Source organism: Agrococcus sp. Marseille-P2731 (assembly GCF_900117395.1).
Lineage (GTDB): Bacteria > Actinomycetota > Actinomycetes > Actinomycetales > Microbacteriaceae > Agrococcus.
In genome coordinates, this window is the sequence record NZ_FPEG01000002.1 from 503,560 (window position 1) to 525,602 (window position 22,043).

Annotated in this window: 22 protein-coding genes; 2 read left to right on the top strand and 20 right to left on the bottom strand. The window is 71.5% G+C overall.

From position 1 onward, the window contains the following. Positions 1-69 precede the first annotated feature (69 nt). The 7 genes from BQ6202_RS06330 to BQ6202_RS06360 form a co-directional block, all read right to left on the bottom strand. Positions 70-1,080 carry a sugar phosphate isomerase/epimerase family protein gene (locus BQ6202_RS06330; RefSeq protein ID WP_072313604.1) on the bottom strand — a complete coding sequence of 337 codons (1,011 nt, stop codon included), beginning with the start codon at positions 1,078-1,080 and terminating at the stop codon, positions 70-72. Between the two features lie 16 nt (positions 1,081-1,096). Beyond that, the gene (locus BQ6202_RS06335; protein WP_072313605.1) at positions 1,097-2,233 is read right to left on the bottom strand and encodes a Gfo/Idh/MocA family protein; all 1,137 of its coding nucleotides are present in this window, start codon (positions 2,231-2,233) and stop codon (positions 1,097-1,099) included. Next, positions 2,230-3,084 (bottom strand): sugar phosphate isomerase/epimerase family protein, encoded by an 855-nt coding sequence (locus BQ6202_RS06340; protein ID WP_072313606.1) that lies wholly within the window; start codon positions 3,082-3,084, stop codon positions 2,230-2,232. Before BQ6202_RS06340 ends, BQ6202_RS06335 begins: the two co-directional genes overlap by 4 nt. 168 nt (positions 3,085-3,252) lie before the next feature. Then, a complete protein-coding gene (locus tag BQ6202_RS06345; protein WP_072313607.1) occupies positions 3,253-4,473 on the bottom strand; it encodes a substrate-binding domain-containing protein in 1,221 nt (406 codons plus the stop codon). Continuing rightward, complete coding sequence (locus BQ6202_RS06350; RefSeq protein WP_072313608.1) at positions 4,470-5,528, bottom strand: ABC transporter permease; 1,059 nt, start codon at positions 5,526-5,528, stop codon at positions 4,470-4,472. The genes BQ6202_RS06345 and BQ6202_RS06350 overlap by 4 nt, the downstream gene beginning before the upstream one ends. After that, positions 5,525-6,538 carry an ABC transporter permease gene (locus BQ6202_RS06355; protein WP_072313609.1) on the bottom strand — a complete coding sequence of 338 codons (1,014 nt, stop codon included), beginning with the start codon at positions 6,536-6,538 and terminating at the stop codon, positions 5,525-5,527. Before BQ6202_RS06355 ends, BQ6202_RS06350 begins: the two co-directional genes overlap by 4 nt. After that, entirely contained in the window at positions 6,535-8,061 is a 1,527-nt protein-coding gene (locus tag BQ6202_RS06360) for a sugar ABC transporter ATP-binding protein (RefSeq protein WP_072313610.1), read from the bottom strand. The genes BQ6202_RS06355 and BQ6202_RS06360 overlap by 4 nt, the downstream gene beginning before the upstream one ends. 96 nt (positions 8,062-8,157) lie before the next feature. Here BQ6202_RS06360 and BQ6202_RS06365 point away from each other — a divergent pair, with 96 nt between their 5' ends. Next, positions 8,158-9,339, top strand: a complete 1,182-nt coding sequence (locus tag BQ6202_RS06365) for an ROK family transcriptional regulator (RefSeq protein ID WP_072313611.1) — start codon at positions 8,158-8,160, stop codon at positions 9,337-9,339. Here the strand turns inward: BQ6202_RS06365 and BQ6202_RS06370 are convergent. The 6 genes from BQ6202_RS06370 to ruvA all read right to left on the bottom strand — a co-directional run bounded on the left by BQ6202_RS06370 (position 9,318) and on the right by ruvA (position 16,309). After that, positions 9,318-11,561, bottom strand: coding sequence for a RelA/SpoT family protein (locus BQ6202_RS06370; protein ID WP_072313612.1), 2,244 nt, complete (start codon positions 11,559-11,561; stop codon positions 9,318-9,320). The genes BQ6202_RS06365 and BQ6202_RS06370 overlap by 22 nt on opposite strands. A 28-nt stretch (positions 11,562-11,589) precedes the next feature. Beyond that, the gene (gene secF, locus BQ6202_RS06375) at positions 11,590-12,561 is read right to left on the bottom strand and encodes a protein translocase subunit SecF (protein WP_072313613.1); all 972 of its coding nucleotides are present in this window, start codon (positions 12,559-12,561) and stop codon (positions 11,590-11,592) included. Then, positions 12,561-14,222, bottom strand: coding sequence for a protein translocase subunit SecD (gene secD / locus BQ6202_RS06380; RefSeq protein ID WP_072313614.1), 1,662 nt, complete (start codon positions 14,220-14,222; stop codon positions 12,561-12,563). The genes secF and secD overlap by 1 nt, the downstream gene beginning before the upstream one ends. A 3-nt stretch (positions 14,223-14,225) precedes the next feature. Then, the gene (locus BQ6202_RS06385) at positions 14,226-14,594 is read right to left on the bottom strand and encodes a preprotein translocase subunit YajC (RefSeq protein WP_072313615.1); all 369 of its coding nucleotides are present in this window, start codon (positions 14,592-14,594) and stop codon (positions 14,226-14,228) included. Between the two features lie 93 nt (positions 14,595-14,687). Next, on the bottom strand, positions 14,688-15,716 hold the full coding sequence (ruvB, locus tag BQ6202_RS06390) for a Holliday junction branch migration DNA helicase RuvB (RefSeq protein ID WP_072313616.1): 1,029 nt from the start codon (positions 15,714-15,716) through the stop codon (positions 14,688-14,690). After that, entirely contained in the window at positions 15,713-16,309 is a 597-nt protein-coding gene (gene ruvA / locus BQ6202_RS06395; RefSeq protein ID WP_072313617.1) for a Holliday junction branch migration protein RuvA, read from the bottom strand. The genes ruvB and ruvA overlap by 4 nt, the downstream gene beginning before the upstream one ends. Positions 16,310-16,422: 113 nt before the next feature. Here ruvA and BQ6202_RS06400 point away from each other — a divergent pair, with 113 nt between their 5' ends. After that, positions 16,423-16,617: a hypothetical protein gene (locus tag BQ6202_RS06400; protein WP_072313618.1), complete on the top strand. Its 195-nt coding sequence runs from the start codon at positions 16,423-16,425 to the stop codon at positions 16,615-16,617. 18 nt (positions 16,618-16,635) lie between these two features. On the opposite strand, the gene ruvC is transcribed toward BQ6202_RS06400, so the two are convergent. The 7 genes from ruvC to BQ6202_RS06435 form a co-directional block, all read right to left on the bottom strand. After that, on the bottom strand, positions 16,636-17,229 hold the full coding sequence (gene ruvC, locus BQ6202_RS06405; protein WP_072313619.1) for a crossover junction endodeoxyribonuclease RuvC: 594 nt from the start codon (positions 17,227-17,229) through the stop codon (positions 16,636-16,638). Positions 17,230-17,233: 4 nt separating this feature from the next. Beyond that, entirely contained in the window at positions 17,234-17,998 is a 765-nt protein-coding gene (locus BQ6202_RS06410; protein WP_072313620.1) for a YebC/PmpR family DNA-binding transcriptional regulator, read from the bottom strand. Positions 17,999-18,083: 85 nt separating this feature from the next. Beyond that, the gene (locus BQ6202_RS06415) at positions 18,084-18,689 is read right to left on the bottom strand and encodes a hypothetical protein (protein ID WP_143143660.1); all 606 of its coding nucleotides are present in this window, start codon (positions 18,687-18,689) and stop codon (positions 18,084-18,086) included. Between the two features lie 171 nt (positions 18,690-18,860). Then, entirely contained in the window at positions 18,861-19,808 is a 948-nt protein-coding gene (locus BQ6202_RS06420) for a DMT family transporter (protein ID WP_234946137.1), read from the bottom strand. 12 nt (positions 19,809-19,820) lie between these two features. Further along, positions 19,821-20,438 (bottom strand): pyridoxal 5'-phosphate synthase glutaminase subunit PdxT, encoded by a 618-nt coding sequence (gene pdxT / locus BQ6202_RS06425; protein WP_072313623.1) that lies wholly within the window; start codon positions 20,436-20,438, stop codon positions 19,821-19,823. Between the two features lie 2 nt (positions 20,439-20,440). Next, a complete protein-coding gene (pdxS, locus tag BQ6202_RS06430) occupies positions 20,441-21,331 on the bottom strand; it encodes a pyridoxal 5'-phosphate synthase lyase subunit PdxS (protein WP_072313624.1) in 891 nt (296 codons plus the stop codon). A 45-nt stretch (positions 21,332-21,376) separates the two neighbouring features. Next, positions 21,377-21,895: an HIT family protein gene (locus BQ6202_RS06435; RefSeq protein WP_083587118.1), complete on the bottom strand. Its 519-nt coding sequence runs from the start codon at positions 21,893-21,895 to the stop codon at positions 21,377-21,379. Between the last annotated feature and the right edge of the window lie 148 nt (positions 21,896-22,043).

Genomic DNA, 22,043 nt, shown 5'->3' on the forward strand with positions numbered 1-22,043 from the left:
CGCCCGCGTGGCACGGATGAGGGCCCAGTCGTCAGCAGACGGCTGGGCCCTCGCTCGTGCGCGGGCCGACTAGGCGTCGCGCTCGCTCGAGAACGCCGCGTCGAAGCGCGCGGTCGAGGGCTCGAACTCGAAGCGCCGCAGCGCCTCCAGCGCCTCCGGTGCGCCCTGCAGCCGGTCCATGCCCGCGTCCTCCCACTCGATGGAGATGGGGCCGGCGTAGCCGATCGCGGTGAGCGTGCGGAACGCATCGCCCCACGCCACGTCGCCGCGCCCTGCCGAGACGAAGTCCCAGCCGCGACGCGGGTGACCCCAGGGCAGGTGCGACGACAGGATGCCGTTGCGGCCACCGCCCATGCGCATCCGCGTGTCCTTGCAGTCGACGTGGTAGATCCTGTCGGCGAAGTCCGAGATGAAGCCGACCGGGTCGATGCCCTGCCAGACCATGTGGCTCGGGTCCCAGTTGATGCCGAACGCCGGCCGGCGGCCGATCGCGTCGAGCGCCCGCTCCGTCGACCAGTGGTCGTACGCGATCTCGCTCGGGTGCACCTCGTGGGCGAATCGCACGCCGACCTCGTCGAAGACGTCGAGGATGGGGTTCCACCGGTCGGCGAAGTCGCGGTAGCCGTCGTCGATCACGCTGTCGGGCACCGGCGGGAACTGCGCGACGTACTGCCAGATCGAGGAGCCCGTGAAGCCGACGACGGTGTCGACGCCCAGTGCTCGCGCCATCCGAGCGGTGTCCTGCAGCTCCTTCGCCGCGCGCTGCCGAACGCCCTCGGGGTCGCCGTCGCCCCAGACGTGCGGGCGCACGATCGCCTCGTGCCGGAAGTCGATCGGGTCGTCGCACACCGCCTGGCCGTTCAGGTGGTTCGAGATCGCCCACACCTGCAGGCCGTTGCGCTCCAAGATCTCGCGGCGCGACGCCGCGTAGGCCTCGTCGTCCCAGCGCGATGCGTCGAGGTGGTCGCCGGAGCACGCGATCTCGAGCCCGTCGAAGCCCCACGAGCCCGCGAGCCGCGCGACCTCCTCGAACGGCAGGTCGGCCCACTGGCCGGTGAACAGCGTGAACGGGCGGGTCATGGCATCCTCATCTCGATCATCGGTGGTGCTCCAGCGGCATCCTCGCACCGTCTGCCGCGTGGCTGCGCTCGACCGCGTCGAGCACGCGCTGCACGGCGAGCCCGTCCGCGAACGACGGCTCCGGCGCGCGCCCTGCCGCGATGGCTCGCAGCAGGTCGGCGGCCTGCATCGTGAAGGTCGAGTCCCAGCCCAGGACGTGGCCGGGCGGCCACCAGGCGTCGAGGTACGGATGCGTCGGCTCGGTCACGAGCACGCGCGACGGCCAGGCGTCGCGGCCGTCGGTGACGACGAGCTCGTTGAGCCGCTCGAGGTCGAAGGCGAGCGCGCCGTCGGTGCCGTGCACCTCGATGGTGAGGCCGTTCTTGCTGCCCGTCGCGACGCGCGAGACCTCGAGGGAGGCGACCGCTCCCCTATCGAGGTCGAGCTGCGCCCATGCCGCGTCGTCCACCGTGACGGGCTCGAGCCCATCCGGCCCCTGACGCTCGCGCTGAAAGGTGCGGAGCGTGCCGCGGGCGCCGACCGCCCGCTGCCCGGTGATCGTCTGGATCTGGTCGATGACGTGGGAGCCGAGGTCGCCGAGCGCGCCGTTGCCGGCCGTCTCCGCTCGCAGGCGCCAGGTCATCGGTGCGGCGGGATCGACGAGCCAGTCCTGCAGGTACGCGGCGCGGACGGTGCGGACCTCGCCGATCCGCCCCTCGGCGACGAGGCGCCGCGCGAGCGCGAGCGCCGGCACGCGTCGGTAGTTGAAGCCGAGCATCGCCACGCCCGCGGCGGCCTCGGCGGCCGCGACCATGCGCTCCGCCTCCGCGAGGCCGGTGGCGAGCGGCTTCTCGACCAGCACGTGCTTGCCGGCCTCGAGCGCCGCGGTCGCCATCTCGGCGTGCAGGTGGCCGGGCGTGCAGATGTCGACGATCTGCACGTCGTCGCGCGCGATGACGGCGCGCCAATCGGTGGCCGCCTCCTGCCAGCCGAGGCTCTGCGCAGCGACGCGGGTGCGCTCCGGATCGGAGCCGCACAGCACGCGCATGGCGATGGCGGGCGTGTCGGGGAAGACCGCGCCGACGTTGCGCCACGCCGAGGAGTGGGCGCGGCCCATGAAGGCCGTGCCGAGGACGGCGACGCCGAGCGTGCCCGTGCCGGGCGCGGCGCTCACGAGCGCTCCAGCTCGCGCAGGAACGCGAGCCCGTCGCGGGCGAGGTCGTCCTGCGTCGTCGCGAGCGGGCGCCAGATGGAGGCGGCGACGGCGATCGCCGCGTTCTCGGCGGTGAAGCTCTCGATGACGAGCGGGCCGCGGTAGTCGACGTCGTCGAGCGCGGCGCGGATCCCGGGCCAGTCGGTCTGGTCGCCGCCGGGGGCGCCTCGATCGTTGCCGCAGACCTGCACGTGCGCGATGGCGCTGCCGGCAGTGCGGATGGCATCGGCGCTCGAGCGCTCCTCGATGCCGAGGTGGTAGGTGTCGAGCGCCAGGCCGAGGTGCTCGCCGAGCAGCGGCTCGAGCGCGTCGAGGGCCTGCGCGACGGTGGTGATGATCGAGGTCTCGTAGCGGTTGAGCGGCTCGATGCCGATCGTGACGCCGCGGTCGGCGGCGTGCTCGACGACGGGCGCGAGGTGCTCGCGGAGGTCGGCGATGATGCTGCGGCGCTCCTCGGCGTCCATGCGCCAGGTGCGCCCGGTCTGCGCGGTGAAGGGACCGCAGACGCTGCTCGCTCCGATGTCCGCGGCGAAGTCGATGCACGCGCGCAGGTAGCGCTGGGTCGCGGCGACGGTGTCGGCGTCTGCGGCGACGAGGGCGCGCTCGGGCCCCATCGCACCGACGACGCAGGCCGCGAGGCCGTGCTCCTCGAGCAGCGGGCGCACCGCCGCAGCGGTGAGGTCACCCTCCTGCTCGAGCGGCAGCTCGACGACGTCGAATCCGAGCTCGGCGACGTGCGCCACCGCTTCGGGCGCGGTCTGGTCGTGCAGCGGCGACTGCCACACCCAGGTGTTGATGCCGATCGGGCGCATGGCGCCTCCGTTCTGCGATGCCGTGCCGCGATGGCGCGCGGCGGCGGCCCCTCCCGGGCTGCGGATGCCGCTGCCTCGGATGAGCGATGACTGACGGGTGGTGACGGCCGGCCCCCGCGCGATGCGCGAGGGCCGGCCGGTCAACGGTCGGTCGCGGTCAGGCGACGACTAGCGGTCCTGCCACGGGCCGGGGTACGTCGGCAGGTCGGCGCCGCCGAACAGCGCGTAGTGGCCGTCGGGCATGCCCTCGTTGGCCGCGATGGCCTCGTCGCGCGCGTCGGCGTCCAGCGGCGTCTGCGGCAGCACCCACTCGCTCGGCACCTCTTCGCCGTTGGCGATCATCTCGGCTGCCAGCAGCGGGGTGCGCCACTGGAAGTTCGAGTAGGCCGGCGCGAGCGCCGTCATGTCGCGCTCCTGCCATGCGCGGAGGAAGCTCATCTCGTCCTCGCCCGTCATGACCGGGAGCTCGGCGCCGGCGTCCTCGAAGGCCTCGATGGCGGCGACGGCACCGTCACCGGCATCCATCCAGACACCCTGCACGTCGCCGCTCGAGAGCGCATCCGTGATGATGCTCTTGATCTCGGTCGGGTCAGCGCCGGTGAAGTAGTCATCGACCGTGATGCCCGCCTCGGTGAGCAGCTGCTCGGCTGCTGCCCAGCGGTGCTCGAGCACGTCGACGCCCGGGAGGATGCGGAGCGCGACAACCGTGTCGCCCTCCTCGAGGTTGTCGATGAGGAACTCAGCGGTGTCGATGCCCCAGGCGTAGCCACCGATCGGGTGGATGAACGTGGTCGCGCAGTCGGTGTCGACGCCGCGGTCGAAGACGATCACGGGACGCCCGGTCTCGCAGGCGCGCTCCACGGCGGGCGTCAGCGCAGCCGTCGAGTTCGGCGAGATGATGTAGATGTCGCAGTTGCCCTCACCGATGAAGTAGTCGATGTCGGCGATCTGGGTGTTGTCGTCGTCGCCGGCGTCGCGCACCTCGAGCGTCTCGATGACGCCCTCCTCCTGGAGGACCTTGAACTGCTCCTGCATCGTGATGAAGCCGGTCTGGCGCCACGGGTTCGAGATGGATGCGTTGGCGAAGCACGCGTGCATCGCCTCGTCGGTCTGCCACTCGGAGGTGTCCGTCATCGGGCCGTCGATGTACTGCAGCCACGGCGTCTCGGGGTCGCCCTCGAACGTCGCGGAGCGCTGCTCGAACTGCTCGTCGAAGACGGCCTGCTCGAACCACTCGCCGCCGCTCGAGGCCTCGGTCTCGGCGGGTGCCGATTCCGTGTTCTCGGGAGCCGCCGAGGGGTCGACGCTCCCGTCGGTGCTGCAGGCCGCGAGTGTCATCGCGGCGCCGAGGGCCACGACGATGAGGCCCTTGCTGTGCTTGCGCATCATTGCTCTCCTGGTGTTGGGGTTGGAGTCGGGGTTGGAGTCGGGTTTGGTTCGGCCGCCGCCTGGGAGCGGCTGACCGAGGCTGGCCGTCGGGCCGTGCGCCAGGCGACGGCGCCGAGGGCGACGGCGAGGATGATGATGATGCCCTGCACGCTCGGCCGCCAGGTCGAGTCGATGCCGATCTGGTTCAGCACCGTGAACAGCAGCTCGAGCGCGATGGCGCCGGCCGCGGCCGACAGCACCCAGCCGCGCCCGCCGCCGAGCACGGCGCCGCCGAGCACCACGGCCGTGATCGCCTGGAACTCGTAGCCCGAGCCGATGCTGGGGTGGACGCCGGCGTAGCCGACGAGCAGGATCCCCGCCACGGTCGCCGCGAGCGACGAGAGCACGAAGGCCGAGATCTTCACGCGAGTCGTGCGCGTGCCGGAGAGGCGCGCCGCCACCGGGTTGTCGCCGACGGCGAGCAGCGTCTGGCCGAAGGGCGAGCGCATCAGCAGCCAGGCGCCGACCGCGAGCACCACGAGGATGATGACCGAGTACGGCAGCACGTCGCCGAGCAGCCCGCGGCCGATCTCGCGGAAGCTGTCGACCGGGTTGCCCGTCGCGGCGCCGCCGGTGAGGAAGCGCACGAATCCGTAGAGCGCGAGCATCATGCCGAGCGTGACGATGAAGCTCGGCACCTTGGCCATCGTGGTCAGCACCCCGTTCAGCAGCCCCACACCGATGCCGACGAGCAGCATCAGCGCCAGGCCGGGCAGGATCATCGCCTCGTCCTGCCCGATGATGTTGCCGGCGATGACCACCTGCGCGGCGATCACCGCACCCATGGAGAGGTCGAACTCGCCGGAGACGATGACGAAGAACTGGCCGATCGCCGCGATGGCGATCGGAGCGGTGCGCGCGAGGAAGCGCACGAGCTGGTCGGGCTCCGCGAAGCGCGGGTTCGCGACGGAGGCCGCGATCAGCAGGACGACGAGCAGCACGAAGACGGCGCCGCCGGGGGTCGCGAGGGCCGACACGAAGCGCTGCCACGGCGAGCGCTGAGCGAGCGCGGTCATGATGCCGCCCCCTTCCCATGGAACCTCGGTGGTCGGCGCTGCAGGCTGCGCCAGGCGTACAGGGCGACGGCCACGATGATGACGGCGCCGCGCACGAAGTCCTTGAAGAACGGGTTGACCTCGAGCGCACCCATGGTGTGGTCGAGCACCGCGAAGATCGCGACGCCGCCGATCGTGCCGAGCACGCCGCCCGAGCCGCCGGCGAGCAGCGTCCCGCCGAGCACGACCGCGGCGATCGACATGAGGTCGTAGCCGCCCTGCGAGCCGATCGTCGGGCTGCCGACGGAGGTGCGCGCGAGCAGCAGGAGCCCAGCGAGGCCCGCGAGGGTCGAGCACAGGATGTGCGAGACGACGACCGGCACCTGCGTGCGCACGCCCGAGAGCCGTGCGACGTGGGCGTTGCCGCCGACTGCGTAGATGTGGTGCCCGAGCGCCGTGCGGTGCAGCAGCAGTGCCGCGAGCCCCGCGCACACGAGCATGATGATGGTCGAGAGCGGCACGCCGGCGATCGTGGTCGCGCCGAGCAGGCGGAACTCGGGCGGAGCCGAGCCGAAGGAGCCTTGGAAGCTCGTGCCGAGCCAGCCGGAGATGATGAGCCCGACGCCGAGCGTGGCGATGAAGCCGTGCACGCGCAGCTTCGTGACGATCAAGCCGTTGACGGCGCCGATCGCAGCGGACACCAACAGCGCGGCGGCGACGCCGGGCACGATGCCCCCGGTGCCCTGGGCCATGATGCCCGCGCCGACGATGGATGCGGTGCTCACCACGTAGGGCACCGACAGGTCGAGGCTGCCAGAGATGATCACGAGCGTCTGCCCGATCGCGACGAAGCCGAGGATCGACATGAGCGTCAGGATGCTCGTGAGGGTGCCGCCCGTGAAGAACGACTTCCCGGCGGCAGCGACGAGCACGGCGCTGAGGGCGATGACGCCCACGAGCACGATGTAGACGATGGCCGTCGTCGAGATGCGCGTGCGACGCACGGGCCTGGTGCCGGTGATGGCGGTCATGCCGCGACCTCCTCGTCGGCGCCGGTCGCAAGCGCCAGCACGTCTTCCTCGCTCGATGTCCTGGGCAGCTCGCCCGCGAGCCTGCCGTCCCGCATGACCAGGATGCGGTCGCTCATGCCGAGCACCTCCGGCAGCTCGCTCGAGACCATCAGGATCGCGACGCCGGAGGCGGCGAGCCGTCGCATGACCTCGTAGACGCCGTACTTCGCACCCACGTCGATGCCGCGCGTCGGCTCGTCGAGGAGCACGACACCCGGTGCCACCGCCAGCCATCGCGCGAGCACGACCTTCTGCTGGTTGCCGCCCGAGAGGAACTGCACCTCCTGGTCGAGGCCACGCGCCACGAGCTCGAGCTCGGCGAGCGAGGCAGGCATGGCGGTGCGCGCTGCCGCCGCGCGGGACGGGAAGACCGCGCGCACGACGCCGAGCGCGTTCTGCAGCACCGTCAGGTTGAGCGAGAGGCCCTGCGTCTTGCGGTCCTCGGTGATGAGCGCGAGACCGGCACGCACCGCGTGGCGCGGCGAGCGCGGCCGGAAGGCCTTGCCGTCCACCCGCATCGTGCCCCGCGTGAAGGGGTCGGCGCCGAAGATGCCGTGCAGCAGCTCCGTGCGTCCGGCGCCCTGGAGTCCGGCGATGCCGACGATCTCGCCAGCCCGAGCGGTGAGCGAGACGTCGTCGACGAAGTCGTTGCCGGCGGCCTCGAGCTCGAGCATCGGCGCGCCGGGCTCGGTGCCGGCGACCGGGTCGGGGAAGAAGGCGGAGAGCTCGCGGCCGACCATGCGGCGCACGAGCGTGCGCTCGTCGAGCTCGGCAGTGGGCCACGTGCCCACGAGCTCGCCGTCCTTCAGCACGGTGATCGTGCTGCAGAGGTCGAAGATCTCGCGCAGCCGGTGGGAGACGTAGAGGATCGCGATGCCGCGGTCGGTGAGGCTGCGGATGATGCGCGCGAGCAGCGCCACCTCGTGGTCGGCGAGCGCGGCCGTCGGCTCGTCCATCGAGATGACCTTGGCGTCGAGGCTCACGGCCTTCGCGATCTCGACGACCTGCTGCTCTGCCACGGAGAGCTGGCGCACCGGGAGCGAGGGGTCCAGGTCGGGCACGCCGATGGTCGCGAGCAGCTCGCGCGTGTCGCGCAGCATGCGGGCGCGGTCCACCAGCGGGCCGCGCCGCGGCTCGCGGCCGAGCCAGATGTTCTCGGCGATCGTCCGATCCACCAGCAGCGTGAACTCCTGGTAGACGGTGGCGATGCCCGCACGCTGCGCCTGCAGCGGCGAGGAGAAGCTGATGGCCTCGCCGTCGAGCTCGAGCGAGCCTCTGTCCGGCTGGTGCACGCCCGCGATGATCTTCATCAGCGTCGACTTGCCTGCGCCGTTCTCGCCCACGAGCCCGTGCACCTCGCCCCTGCGCAGCTCGAGGTCGATCCCGTGCAGCACGGTCGTGCCGAGGAACGACTGCACGATGCCCTCAGCGCGCAGCACGATCGCTCGGGTGCCCGCGGCGGTTGTCTTGACGTCTTCGTCCACGGCGCTACTGTGACACACCTTCAGCACTTTTGTCGACTGCTGGCAAAAGTTGCGTACGGCGTGTCGGAAGTCGACTCGTGTGCTTCACTGATCGTCATGCGAACGAGCGAGATCTTCGACCTGCTGCGCGACGGGCGGGCTCGCACCCGCTCCGAGCTCGCGCGCGAGTCAGGGCTCGCGCGGTCGTCCGTGGCGCTCCACATCGACACGCTGATGAGCCTGGGCTACGTCGCCCCCGTCGGCGACGCGGCCTCGACCGGCGGCAGGCCGGCATCCCTCTTCGCGCTGAACCCGAGCGCGCGCCTGGTGGTCGGCGTCGACGTCGGCGCGACCCACGTCATCGTCGAGCTCGCCGACCTCAGCGGTGTCGGCATCGCCGCCGCTCGGGCTGAGCTCGAGGTCTCCGAGGGTCCGGAGGCGGTGCTCGGCTGGGTCGCGGAGGCCGCGCTCGCGCTCGTCGCCGAGCAGGGTCGCGCGCTCGACGACGTGGTCGCGGTCGGCATCGGCCTGCCCGGCCCCGTCGAGCACGCGACCGGCCGGCCCATCAGCCCGCCGATCATGCCGGGCTGGCACCGCTTCGACGTGGCCGGATGGCTGCGCGAGCGACTCGGATGCCCCGTGCTCGTCGACAACGACGTGAACATCATGGCCCTCGGCGAGCAGCGCACCGCATGGCCGGAGACCGACGACTTCCTGCTCGTGAAGGTCGCGACGGGCATCGGCGCCGGCATCATCTCCGGCGGTCGCCTGCAGCGCGGCGCGCGCGGGACGGCCGGCGACCTCGGGCACGTGCGCGTGCCGGGATCGACGGCCCCCTGCCGCTGCGGCAACCAGGGATGCCTCGAGGCCGTCGCCGCGGGGCCCGCGATCGCTGCCCGCCTGCGCGAGCTCGGCGTCGACGCATCCAGCACGGGCGAGGTCGTCGAGCTCGCCGCGCAGGGCTCGATCGAGGCCGCGCAGGTCCTGCGGGATGCCGGGCGCGCGATCGGCGAGGTGCTCGCGATGGTCGTGAACCTGGTCAACCCATCCGTCATCGTCGTCGGGGGACGGCTCGCCGGCGCCGCGAACGAGCTGCACGCCGGCATCAGCGAGGTCGTCTACCGGCGCTCGCTGCCGCTCGCGACCGAGCACCTGCAGATCGCCGCCAGCGCCACGAAGGGCGACGCCGGCGTCCGCGGTGCGGTCGTGCTGGCCATCGAGCACGCGCTCTCGCCCGACGTGCTCGACGCCGAGCTCATCGCGCTCAGCCGGCCGGCTCAGCCGGTCGTGATGCGGTAGACGTCGTAGACGCCGTCGATGCGGCGCACCGCGTTCAGCACGTTGTCGAGGTGCGTCACGTCGCCCATCTCGAAGGAGAAGCGGCTGATCGCCAAGCGGTCGGTGCCCGTGTGCACGCTCGCCGAGAGGATGTTGACGTGGTGCTCGCTCAGGATCCGCGTGATGTCGCTCAGCAGCGCTGAGCGGTCGAGCGCCTCGACCTGGATGTTGACGAGGAACAGGCCCTTCGACACCGGCGCCCACTCGACCTCGATCATGCGCTCGGGCTCCGCGAGCAGGCCCTGCACGTTGGGGCAGCTGCGCTGGTGCACGCTGACGCCCTGACCACGCGTCACGAAGCCCACGATGTCGTCACCGGGCACGGGCGTGCAGCACTTCGAGAGCTTGACGAGGATGTCGTCGGCACCGCGCACGAGCACCCCGGATGCGCTCGACGGCGGGCGCGGAGCCCTGCTCGGGATGATGGGCTCGGGCGCGTCGTCGCCGCTGCCCTCCTCCGCGCGGATGATCGCCACGACCTTCTCGAGCACCGACTGCGTCGAGACGTGCCCCTCGCCCACCGCCGCGTAGAGCGCCGTGACGTCCTCGTGCTTCAGCTGCGCCGCGACCTGCGCGAACGCATCCCGACCCATGAGCTTCTGCAGCGGCAGGTCGTGCCGGCGCATCGCCTTCGCGATCGCCTCCTTGCCGACCTCGACGGCCTCGTCGCGGCGCTCGCGCTGGAACCACTGCTTGATCTTGCTGCGGGCGCGCGGCGAGGTGACGAACGAGAGCCAGTCCTGGCTGGGGCCGGCGTCGGGGTTCTTCGAGGTGAGCACCTCGACGATGTCGCCGGTGGTGAGCTTGGTGTCGAGCGGCACGAGGCGCCCGTTGACCTTGCCGCCCATCGTGCGGTGGCCGACCTCCGTGTGCACCGCATAGGCGAAGTCGATCGGCGTGGCCCCGGCCGGCAGGCCGATGACCTTGCCCTTCGGCGTGAAGACGTAGAGCTCCTTCGCCCCGATCTCGAAGCGCAGGGAGTCGAGGAACTCGCCCGGATCGGTCGTCTCCTCCTGCCAGTCGTTGATGTGCTGCAGCCACGCCATGTCGGTCGACGACATCTGCCCACCGCTGCTGCTGCCGCTGCCGCCCTGCTTGTACTTCCAGTGGGCCGCGACGCCGAACTCGGCCCGCCGGTGCATCTCCTCGGTGCGGATCTGGATCTCGACGTGGTGCCCGCGCGGGCCGATCACCGTCGTGTGGAGCGACTGGTAGAGGTTGAACTTCGGTGTCGCGATGTAGTCCTTGAGGCGGCCAGGCATCGGCTGCCAGCGCGCGTGGATCGCGCCCAGCACGGCATAGCAGTCGCGCACCGACGGCACGATCACACGCACGCCCACGAGGTCGTAGATGTCGGTGAAGTCGTGCCCGCGCACCTGCATCTTCGTGTAGATCGAGTAGTACTGCTTCGGGCGCCCGGCGATGCGGCCGCGGATGCGGCCCGCCTTCATGTCCTCGCTGAGGGCCGCGACCACGTCGTCGAGGTACCGCTCGCGCTCGGGCGCCCGCGCATCCACGAGGTTCTTGATCTCGAGGTAGACCTTGGGCTGCAGCACCGCGAACGAGAGGTCCTCGAGCTCGACCTTGATGGTCTGGATGCCGAGGCGGTGCGCGAGCGGTGCGTAGATCTCGATCGTCTCGCGCGCCTTGCGCTGCGCCGACTCGCCCGAGACGAAGCCCCAGGTGCGCGCGTTGTGCAGGCGGTCTGCCAGCTTGATCACCAGCACGCGGATGTCCTTCGACATCGCGACGACCATCTTGCGCATCGTCTCGGCCTGCGCGCTCTCGCCGTACTTCAGCTTGTCGAGCTTCGTGACGCCGTCGACCAGCATCGCGATCTCGTCGCCGAAGTCGGCGCGGCACTGCTCGAGCGTGTACGTCGTGTCCTCGACGGTGTCGTGGAGCAGGGCCGCCGCGACGGTGATCGCACCGATGCCGAGATCCGCGAGGATCTGCGCGACGGCGACGGGGTGCGTGATGTAGGGCTCGCCCGACTTGCGGTACTGCGCTCGGTGCGCCTCCTCGGCGATGATGTAGGCGCGCTGGATCAGCCCCGTGTCGGCCTTCGGGTGCTGGGCCTTGACCGAGCGGATGAGCTCGTCGATCGCACCGGCGCGGTGCGACCGCGAGAAGAGGAACGGCAGGAGCGTGCGGAAGCCTCCGCTGGGCTGTGCCTCGCTCATGCTGCTCCTCCCCTCGGGCTGCGCCGGCTCAGACCACCGCGCCCTGGTCGCGCTTGGCCTTCACCTGCTCCTCGCCGATCTCGTCGTTCTGCCGCAGCTGAGCATAGACAGGAGCGGCGACGAAGATCGACGACCAGGTGCCGACGATGGTGCCGATGAACAGCGCCAGCGCGATGTCGCGCAGCGTGCCGGCACCCAGCGCGAAGGCGCCGATGAAGAGGATCGAGGCGATCGGCAGCGTCGCGACGATCGAGGTGTTGATCGAGCGCACCAGCGTCTGGTTCACGGCCAGGTTGATCTGGCCGAGCATCGTGCCGCTCGAGCCCGGCGCCGTGTTCTCGCGCACCTTGTCGAACACCACGACGGTGTCGTAGAGCGAGTAGCCGAGGATCGTCAGGAAGCCGATCACCGCGGCCGGCGTCACCTCGAAGCCGATGATGCCGTAGACCCCGGCCGTCACCAGGAGGTCGAAGCCGAGCGATGCGAGCGCGGCGAGCGACATCTTCCAGGTGCGGAAGTAGACCGCGAGCACGACCGAGACGATCGCGAGGAAGACGACGAGCGCAAGGAGCGCCTGGCGCGAGACGTCCTGGCCCCACGACGGGCCGATGAACGAGAACGCGACGTCGCCGGTCTCGACCCCGTACTCCTCGGCGAGCGCTGCGCGGATCTCCGCCGCCTGCTCCTCGGTCACGACGTCGGTCTGCACGCGCACCGTATCGGTGCCGAGCGTCGCAGCGCGCGAGTCGCTGCCGGGCACGATCGACTCGACCACCTCGGTCGCGCCCTCGGTCGTGGCCGCCTCGAGCTCCGCCACGCGGAACTCGCTGCCGCCGGTGAACTCGATGCCGAAGACGAAGCCGCCGCGCACGACGGTGCCGAGCGCCAGCACGATGAGGATGATCGCGGTGACCATGAACCACATCTTGCGCCGCGGGACGACGGGGAGCGAGCGCTCCCCCGTGTAGAGCTCGTTGCCGATGGTGGTGAGCGATGCCATCAGGACTCCTTGCCCGTCGTCGCAGCAGCGGACTTCCGCTCGGCGATGGTCTGGCGCCGCTGCGCCTCCTTGGCCGAGGTCGCGCCCTTGCCCTCGAGGGTCGGCGTGCGGAACTTCGCCCGACCGCGGTAGACGGCGCCGAGCGCCTGCGGGTCGAGGCCCGAGAGCCGGTGGCCGGAGGAGAAGAAGCGCGTGCGCGACAGGATGCGCAGCAGCGGATGCGTGAACAGGGCCACGACGATGATGTCGATGAAGGTCGTGATGCCGAGCGTGTAGGCGAAGCCGCGCACGTTGCCCACCGACAGGAGGAACAGGATGACCGCCGCGAGGAAGCTCACCGCGTCCGAGATCAGGATGGTGCGGAAGGCCCGCTTCCAGCCCGTCTCGAGCGCGGAGCTCAGGTGCTTGCCCTCGCGCAGCTCGTCTCGGATGCGCTCGAAGTACACGATGAACGAGTCGGCGGTGATGCCGATCGAGATCACGAGGCCCGCGATGCCGGCGAGCGAGAGGCGGTAGCCCTCGGTGCTCGACAGGAACGTCACGACGAGGTAGCTGAGGATCGCGGCGACGAGGAGCGAGAAGACCACGACGACGCCGAGCGCGCGGTACTGCAGCACCGAGTAGAAGATGACGAGCAGCAGGCCGATGAGGCCGGCGATGAGGCCCGCCTGCAGCTGGCTCGCGCCGAGCGTTGGCGAGATCGTCTCCTGCGAGAGCACCTGGAAGCTCACGGGCAGGGCACCGAAGCGCAGCTGGTCCGCGAGGCTCTGCGCGCCATCCTGCGTGAAGCCTCCGGTGATCTGCGCGTTGCCGTCCGTGATGATCGCGTTCGACGTGATGGCCAGCAGCACCGTCGCGTCGAGCACGACGGCGAACTGGTTCGTCGGCTCCGGCAGCCCGGTGATCGCTCGCGTCACGTCCTCGAAGTTCGACGGGCCGTCGCCCTGCAGCTCGAGGTTCACGGCCCAGCCGCCGGTCGCCTGGCCCTGGGAGTTGGTCGCGGCAGACACGCCCGCGTCTGCGATGTTGGCGCCGTCGACCGCCACGGGACCGAGGATGAAGCGTGCCGTGCCGTCGTTCGAGCACGTGAGGAACGGCTTCGTCGGGTCGGCGACCTGCGTCGGGTCGACGTCGGAGCACTGGAAGGCGTCGAAGTCGGCCTGCACCTGGGGCGTGATCCACGCCTGATCCCAGGCGTCGGTGGGGGCGGATGCCTCGGCCTCGGCCTCGGGGTCGGCCTCGGTGGGTGCCGGGGTGGCGCCGGGCGCGTTCGCGGCCGCGGATGCCAGCACCGGGCGGAACTCCATCTTGGCGCTCGCCTGGATGCGCTGCAGCGTGGCGGCGTCGGGCTCGCCGGGCAGCGCCACGACGATGTTGCGGCCACCCTGCGTGGTGATCTCGGTCTCCGAGATGCCGGAGGCGTCGACGCGCTGGCGGATGATCGAGACGGCCTGGTCGAGCTGCTCCTGCGAGATCGACTCGCCCTCAGCGAGCCGGGGCTCCAGCACGATCTGCGTGCCGCCCTCGAGGTCGAGCGCGAGCTGCGGCATCCACGAGCCGCCGCCCCACTGCACTGCCGCGAGGTTCGCGCCGGTCAAGCCGGCGATGAGCACGACCAGCCAGACGAGGGCGCGCGCGCCCCGGGTACGAGCCTTGGCCACGACTCAGGCGCGGTCGCGGGGCTCGTCGGCCTCGCCGGTCTCGTCGACCGCGTCGTCGAGCACCGGCTCGTCCTGCACGACGCGGGCGAGGGTCTGGCGGTGCACGCGCACGATCGTGCCGGGAGCGATCTCGATGAGCGCCTCGTTGCGCTCGGTGTCGATCTCGCGCAGCTCGCCGAAGAGGCCGAAGTTCGTCATGACCTCGGCGCCGGGCACCATCTGGTCCTGCAGCTCAGCAGCCTGCGCCTTGCGCTTCTTGTTGCTGCGGAACATGAAGAAGATCATCGCCGCGAGCACGACCAGCATGATGATCGTCAGGGGGTCGAACGTGAACCCTTGCTGGGCGGTGGCGGTCGTCTGCAGGAACAGCATCGTCTGAAGGGGCCTCTCAGGGGTGGTTCGTCCAGCGCAGCTGCGCACAGGACGGATGGTCGCAGGACCGATGGTCGCAGCACCAAGGGCCCATCATACCCCGTCGAGTGTCGTCGCCCCGCTCGGTCCGACCGCCGTGTCGGCGCCCGCGTGCCGCATCCCAGCGATCGTCGCGACACGCCCCCTGGGCGTGCGCCCGATCAGTCCCTCGCGCACCAGGAAGGGCTCGACGACCGACTCGATCGTGTCGGCCTCCTCACCGATCGCCGCGGCGAGCGTCGAGAGCCCGACCGGTCCCCCGCCGAAGCGATGGGCGATGGCGTGCAGCACGGCGCGGTCGATGCGGTCGAGCCCCGCGGGGTCGACGTCGTAGAGCTCGAGCGCCGCCTGCACCCCGTCGATGTCGCTCGAGCCGGCGTGCACGAGCAGCCAGTCGCGCACGCGACGCAGCAGCCGGTTCGCGATGCGGGGCGTGCCGCGCGAACGACCGGCGAGCTCGGCGAGCGCGGCCGGCACGAGGTCGACCTCGAGCAGCCGAGCGGAGCGCACGAGCACGCGCTCGAGGTCGTCGGTCTCGTAGAACTCCAGGTGCGCGGTGAAGCCGAAGCGGTCCCGCAGCGGCGCGGGCAGCATGCCGGAGCGCGTGGTCGCGCCGACGAGCGTGAAGGGTGCGAGCTCGAGCGGGATCGACGACGCGCCAGCGCCCTTCCCGACCATGATGTCGATGCGGAAGTCCTCCATCGCGAGGTACAGCATCTCCTCCGCGGCGCGCGACATGCGATGGATCTCGTCGATGAAGAGCACCTCGCCCGGCACGAGCGCAGAGAGGACGGCCGCGAGGTCGCCGGCGTGCTGGATCGCGGGGCCTGAGGAGTAGCGGATCGGTCGCCCGGTCTCGGCGCCGATGATGGTGGCGAGCGTCGTCTTGCCGAGCCCGGGTGGGCCGGCGAGCAGGATGTGGTCGGGCGCGCGGTCCTGCAGCCGAGCGGCCTGCAGCAGCACCTGCAGCTGCCCCTTCACCCTCGGCTGGCCGACGAAGTCGGCGAGGCTCGTCGGCCGCAGCGCGCCCTCGAAGGCGAGCTCGTCCGGCGATGCGCCGGCGCCCACGAGCGGGTCGGTCACTGTCGCGCCCCCGGTCCGAGGATCGCCAGCGCCGCGCGCAGCAGCGCGCCGGTGGTGCCGACGGTGTCGGGCGCGGCGACGGCGGCGCGCTCGATGGCGTCGACCGCGGTGCGCTCGGGCCACCCGAGCCCCGTGAGGGCCGTGAGCACGTCGGCTCGCGCATCCGAGCCCTGGGCCGTCGCCTGCGCGGCCGGCGCCGCCAGCTTGCCGCTCAGCTGCAGGATGAGCAGCTTCGCGGTCTTCGGGCCGATGCCGCTCACCGCCTTGAAGGCACGCTCGTCCTGCTCGTCGATCGCGCGCGCCAGCGCGTCGGGCGAGAGGTGCGCCAGCACGCCGAGGGCAGACTTCGGGCCAACGCCCGAGACACCGATCAGCAGCTCGAAGGCCTCGAGCTCGGCCTCAGACTCGAAGCCGTAGAGCGAGAGCTCGTCCTCGCGCACCACCAGGTGCGTGTGCAGCGCGACGTCGCGCCCGGCAGCGGCGGTGAGCGAGGTCTGCGGCGTCACGGCGACGGCGTAGCCGATGCCGCCGACGCCGACCACGAGCCGCTGCCCGCGGGCGGAGAGCACGGTGCCGTCGAGCCTGGAGATCACCACGTCAGCCTAGGCGTCGACCACGCGATACGGTGGGTGGCACACCCCTGCGGGCGAAACCGCTGGAGCTCCGGCTCCCGCCCTCGCCACCCGGCACCGCGAAACGGAGTCCCATGAACGTCACCACTGTGCTGAGCTTCGTGCTGGCGATCATCTTCGTCGTCGGCGGGTTCCTGCTCATGGGCTACGCGTTCGAGACGCCCGGGCTCGAGTTTGCGCTCTTCGCGGCAGGCGCTGCCGCCGAGTTCATCGGCTTCTCGCTGCCGCCCGTCATGTGGCGACTCAGCCAGCGCAAGACCCAGCAGTAGGTCGTTCGCACCGCGTCGTCAGCGACGCGCGGCTCTGCCGCCTGCCGTGCCCCTCGGCTTCGACGCGCGCGCCGCGGACTCTGCCGCTGCCCAGGCGCGCTGAGCGGGCGTGACGGCGCTGCCGCCGGCCACGGGCATCCGCGGCTTCCATCCCTCGGCGATCGCGATCGCCAGCGCATCGGCCGCATCAGCGGGCTTCGGCGCCACGTCGAGCCGCAGCAGCCTGCGCACCATCTCGCCCACCTGGCGCTTGTCGGCGGCGCCATAGCCCGTCACCGCCGCCTTGACCTCGGTCGGGGTGAGGAGCGCGATGGGGATCCCGCGCTCGGCCGCGGCGCGCAGCACGATGCCCGAGATCTGCGCGACGCCCATGACGCTCTGCAGGTTCGCCTGCGCGAACACGCGCTCGAGCGCGATGCGCTCCGGCTGATGCGCGTCGATCGCGGCCTCCACACCGCGGGCGATGCGCAGCAGCCGCTGCTCGATGGCCTCGTCGGCGCCCGAGCGCAGCACCTCGACGTGGACGAGGCTCGGCACGCGGTGCTCGACGTCGACCACGCCGACGCCGCAGCGCGTCAGGCCCGGGTCGACGCCGAGCACGCGCATGGGCATGCGGCTACTCGTCGTCCTCGTCGAGCTGCGCCTGCACCTCAGGCGGCACGTCGAGGTTGACGTAGACGTTCTGCACGTCGTCGCTGTCCTCGAGCGCGTCGATGAGGCGGAACACCTTGCGGGCCGTCTCCGCATCGCCCTCGACCTTGAGGTTCGGCACGAACTCGACGTCGGCCGAGTCGTAGTCGATGCCCGCGTCCTGCAGCGCCGTGCGCACGGCGACCAGGTCGCCAGCCTCGGAGAGGATCTCGAAGCCGCCACCCTGATCGGTGACCTCCTCCGCCCCCGCGTCGAGCACGGCGAGCAGGATGTCGTCCTCGGTGACGCCCTCGGTCTTCGTGACCGAGACGACGCCCTTGCGGTTGAAGTTGTAGGCGACCGAGCCGGGGTCGGCCATCGTCCCGCCGTTGCGCGTCATGGCGGTGCGCACCTCGGCCGCGGCGCGGTTCTTGTTGTCGGTGAGGCACTCGACCATGAGCGCCACGCCGTTCGCGGCGTAGCCCTCGTAGACGATCGTGGCGTAGTCGATCGACTCACCCGTCAGCCCCGCGCCGCGCTTGATGGCGCGATCGATGTTGTCGTTCGGCACGCTCGTCTTCTTGGCCTTCTGCACGGCGTCGACGAGGGTCGGGTTGCCGCTCATGTCGGCGCCGCCGATCTTGGCTGCGACCTCGATGTTCTTGATGAGCTTCGCGAACGACTTGGCACGACGGGCGTCGATGACGGCCTTCTTGTGCTTCGTCGTCGCCCACTTGGAGTGTCCGGACATGGTGCTTCCTGGTCGTGGGACGGGGACGCCCCATCCTATGCGCGCCGCCGCGCTGCTCGCTGGCGCTGCGCGTGCGGGGCGCCGCTCAGGCGCGCACCCCCGCCGACCGCAGCTCGATCGCCGCAAGCGCTTCGAGCCCCGCGGCATCCGCCTCGCGGAACGCGCCGACCGGGTCGGGCACGGCGGCGAGCAGGCGCGCCGTCGGCTGCCCGACGAGCGCACGGAGCGCCAGCAGATCACGCCCCTCCCGCGAGCGGGCGAGCCTGCCCGTCGCGCCTGCTCGCACGGCAGAGCGCACGCGCGGCAGCACCCACAGCAGCAGCACCACGAGCACGGGCAGCAGCCAGAGCGCCGTGCCGACCGCCGTCGCGAGCGTGTCGACGCCCGAGCGCAGCGAAACGCCCGCGGCGGCGAGCTCGTCGGCGGGCACCGAGGCGTCGCGGAAGGGCTGCGCAATCCCCTCTCCCACGAGCGGCACCTGCGCGAGGGCCTCGCCCGCGTCCCGCAGGCTCGTCGAGAAGCCGCTCCCGGCATCCTCGATGCGCGTGCCGAGCACGCCGAGCGACGCGATCGCCTCGCGCACGAGCTGCGAGATCCAGATCGAGAGCACGACGATCGCGATCGCGAGCAGATCGCCTGCGATCTGCAGCAGGGCGCGGATGGGCTGGGCCGAGTAGAGCTGCACGGTCACGATCCAAGCACGGCCGGCGCGAGCGGGCGCGGTTGTCCGAGAGTTGCAGTGAGTGGCCCCGGATTCGAAGGTCTTGGCGCCACTCACTGCAACTCTGCGGGGGGAGAGGGGGGAGGCAGGTCGAGCACCCGCGCGTCGCGGCCGAGCGGGTCTCCGAGCGCGCAGGCGGCCTCAGGCCGGAGCAGCCACGCCGGCCTTCGCCTTCGGCCGCTGCCCGACGAGCACGCCGGCACCGATGACGACGACCGCCCCGATCACCTGCCACACGCCGAGCGACTCCCCCAGCACCAGCACGCCGAGCGTCACAGCGACGACCGGGATCAGGTAGGTGACGGTCGCGCCGACCGTGGGACCGACGGCGCGCACCACCTCGAACTGCAGGATGTAGGCGACGCCGGTGCCGACCGCGCCGAGCGCGACGACCGCCAGCAGCGACGACCAGAGCGTCTCGGGGTCGCCGTGCACCGCGACCGGCGACCAGCCCTCGACGAGGCAGGTGGCGAGCAGCGCGACGAGCGTCATCGGGAACCCGGTGATCATGAGGGCGGTGGGATGGGCGATGCCCGGCACCTCCGTGCCGGCGAGCAGGCGGCGGTTCAGCGTCCAGCCGATGCCGTACGAGACGCCGCCGAGCACCGCGATGCCGAAGCCGAGCAGGTCGGGGCCTCCCTCGGCGCTCCACGGCTGCGCGATGAGCACGACGCCGGCGAGCCCCAGCAGCACGGCGGTGAGCTTGCGCGGCGTCAGCCGATCGCTCGGCAGCAGCAGCAGCAGCGCGAACAGCACGGTCGCGACCGGCGAGATCGCGTTGCCGAGCCCCGCCGCCGCCGAGGAGATGCGCGTCTCGGCGACCACGAAGCAGGTGAAGGGCAGTGCCGTGAGGAAGAAGGAGCAGAGGCTCAGCAGCCCCCAGGTGCGCCGATCCCCCGGCAGCCTGGTGCGCGTCGCAGCCACGAGCACGAGCAGCGTGATCGCAGCGATGCCGACCCGGAGCGCCGCGATCTGCATCGGGTGCAGGGCATCGAGCCCGAGCCTCATGAGCAGGAACGATGAGCCCCAGATGACGGCGAGGACGATCCACATCGCCTGCCACGGGATCCGACTGAGCGCACTGGTCACCGGTGCATCAGATCACACACTGGTGACGCGGGCGACATGCGCGAGGAAGCGGCGGTGGAAGCGCAGCTCGCCGTCGACCTCGGGGTGGAAGGCCGTGCCGAGGAGCGCCCCCTGCTCGACCGCCACGACGCGATCGCCGACGCTCGCCAGCACCTCGACGCTCGCGCCCACGCGCTCGACCGCCGGCGCCCGGATGAAGGTGGCGTGCAAGGGCGCCTCCCCCATCGCCGGCGCGTCGAGCAGCGCCTCGAAGGAGTCGACCTGGCTGCCGAAGGCGTTGCGCCGCACGTCGACGTCGAGGCCGCCGAAGCTCTGCTGCGTCGGCAGACCGTCCAGGATGCGGTCGGCGAGGAGGATGAGGCCGGCGCACGTGCCGAGGGCGGGCATGCCGGCGGACAATCGATCGACGATCGGCCGGCGCAGCCCGAACGAGCGCGCGAGCTTGTCGATCACGCTCGACTCGCCGCCGGGGAGCACCAGCCCATCGACGGCCGCGAGCTGCGCGGGCGAGCGCACGAGCACGACCTGCGCGCCCAGCGCCGCGAGCACCGCAGCGTGCTCGCGCACGTCGCCCTGCAGCGCGAGCACGCCGACCCGCGGCGCGCCGCTCGTGCGGCGCCCGCCGTCCACCCCTACCAGCCGCGGTCCGCCAGGCGGTGCGGCGCCGGCAGGTCGGCCACGTTGATGCCGACCATCGCCTCGCCGAGCCCCCTGGACGCATCCGCGATCGCCTTGGGATCGTCGAACGCGGCGGTCGCCCGCACGATCGCCGCTGCGCGCCGCTCGGGCTCGCCCGCCTTGAAGATGCCGGAGCCGACGAAGACGCCGTCGGCGCCGAGCTGCATCATGAGCGCGGCATCGGCGGGTGTCGCCACACCGCCAGCGGTGAAGAGCACCACCGGCAGCGCGCCGCGCTCGGCGACCTCGGCGACGAGCTCGTAGGGCGCCTGCAGCTCCTTCGCGGCGACGTAGAGCTCGTCCTTCGCGAGCGTCTGCAGCCGACGGATCTCACCGGAGATGGTGCGGATGTGCTTGGTCGCCTCCGAGACGTCGCCGGTGCCGGCCTCGCCCTTCGAGCGGATCATCGCCGCGCCCTCGGTGATGCGGCGGAGCGCCTCCCCCAGGTTCGTGGCGCCGCAGACGAAGGGCACCGTGAAGGGCCACTTGTCGATGTGGTTGGCGTAGTCGGCGGGGCTCAGCACCTCGGACTCGTCGATGTAGTCCACCTCGAGCGCCTCAAGCACCTGCGCCTCGACGAAGTGGCCGATGCGGGCCTTCGCCATCACGGGGATCGAGACCTCTGCCTTGATGGCGTCGATCAGGTCGGGGTCGGACATGCGGGCGACGCCGCCCTGCGCGCGGATGTCCGCGGGCACGCGCTCGAGCGCCATCACGGCGACGGCCCCGGCGTCCTCGGCGATGCGCGCCTGCTCGGGGGTGACGACGTCCATGATGACGCCGCCCTTCAGCATCTCGGCGAGGCCGCGCTTGACGCGTGCGGTGCCGGTGGTGGGTTCTGCCATGGTGCGTCTCTCTCCTGGCCGCGCCGGGCTGGGCGCGGCATGCTGTCAGGCCGGCCAGGCCGCCTGGATGTCGCGCCGCATGTCCTCGAGGAGGATGGGCAGCGCCTTCGTCTTCGCGATGATCGGGAAGAAGTTCGAGTCGAGGCTCCAGCGCGGCACGATGTGCTGGTGCAGGTGGTCGGCGATGCCGGCACCGGCGATGCGCCCCTGGTTCATGCCGATGTTGAAGCCCTGGCAGTGGGTCACCTGCGAGAGCACGCGCATGGCCGTCTGCGTGAGGACGGCCATCTCGGCGACCTCCTCGGTGGTCGCCTGGTCGTACATCCCGACGTGCCGGTACGGGCACACCATCATGTGGCCGGTGTTGTAGGGGTAGAGGTTGAGCAGCACGAAGCACGTCTCGCCGCGCGCCACGATGAGCCCCTGATCGTCGCTGAGCTCCGGCGCGCGGCAGAACGGGCAGGCGTCCTCCTCGGGCATCTGCCCCTGCTGGATGTAGACCATGCGGTACGGGGTCCACAGCCGCTGGAAGTGGTCGGGCACCCCTGCCAGCTCGCTCGACATCTGCGTCGGGGCGCCCCACGCGTGCTCGGCCACGAGCGGCGCATCCTGCTCGGGCGCGGGCACGAAGCCTGGCAGCGCGTCGCGGTGGAGCGCGGCCCGCTCGGCGGGCTCGTCGCGCGCGGGATCGTCGCCGTGGCGGTGCCCGTGC

Excerpts from the sequence above, each read along its gene's own strand:
- BQ6202_RS06365 (WP_072313611.1), top strand. The coding sequence starts at position 8,158 with ATGCGAACGAGCGAGATCTTCGACCTGCTGCGCGACGGGCGGGCTCGC.
- BQ6202_RS06330 (WP_072313604.1), bottom strand. The coding sequence starts at position 1,080 with ATGACCCGCCCGTTCACGCTGTTCACCGGCCAGTGGGCCGACCTGCCG.
- BQ6202_RS06410 (WP_072313620.1), bottom strand. The coding sequence starts at position 17,998 with ATGTCCGGACACTCCAAGTGGGCGACGACGAAGCACAAGAAGGCCGTC.
- BQ6202_RS06355 (WP_072313609.1), bottom strand. The coding sequence starts at position 6,538 with ATGACCGCCATCACCGGCACCAGGCCCGTGCGTCGCACGCGCATCTCG.
- BQ6202_RS06340 (WP_072313606.1), bottom strand. The coding sequence starts at position 3,084 with ATGCGCCCGATCGGCATCAACACCTGGGTGTGGCAGTCGCCGCTGCAC.
- ruvC (WP_072313619.1), bottom strand. The coding sequence starts at position 17,229 with ATGCCCATGCGCGTGCTCGGCGTCGACCCGGGCCTGACGCGCTGCGGC.
- BQ6202_RS06370 (WP_072313612.1), bottom strand. The coding sequence starts at position 11,561 with ATGAGCGAGGCACAGCCCAGCGGAGGCTTCCGCACGCTCCTGCCGTTC.
- pdxS (WP_072313624.1), bottom strand. The coding sequence starts at position 21,331 with ATGGCAGAACCCACCACCGGCACCGCACGCGTCAAGCGCGGCCTCGCC.
- BQ6202_RS06350 (WP_072313608.1), bottom strand. The coding sequence starts at position 5,528 with ATGACCGCGCTCGCTCAGCGCTCGCCGTGGCAGCGCTTCGTGTCGGCC.
- BQ6202_RS06345 (WP_072313607.1), bottom strand. The coding sequence starts at position 4,473 with ATGATGCGCAAGCACAGCAAGGGCCTCATCGTCGTGGCCCTCGGCGCC.
- BQ6202_RS06435 (WP_083587118.1), bottom strand. The coding sequence starts at position 21,895 with ATGTCGAGCGAGCTGGCAGGGGTGCCCGACCACTTCCAGCGGCTGTGG.
- secF (WP_072313613.1), bottom strand. The coding sequence starts at position 12,561 with ATGGCATCGCTCACCACCATCGGCAACGAGCTCTACACGGGGGAGCGC.
- BQ6202_RS06400 (WP_072313618.1), top strand. The coding sequence starts at position 16,423 with ATGAACGTCACCACTGTGCTGAGCTTCGTGCTGGCGATCATCTTCGTC.
- BQ6202_RS06385 (WP_072313615.1), bottom strand. The coding sequence starts at position 14,594 with ATGCTGTTCCTGCAGACGACCGCCACCGCCCAGCAAGGGTTCACGTTC.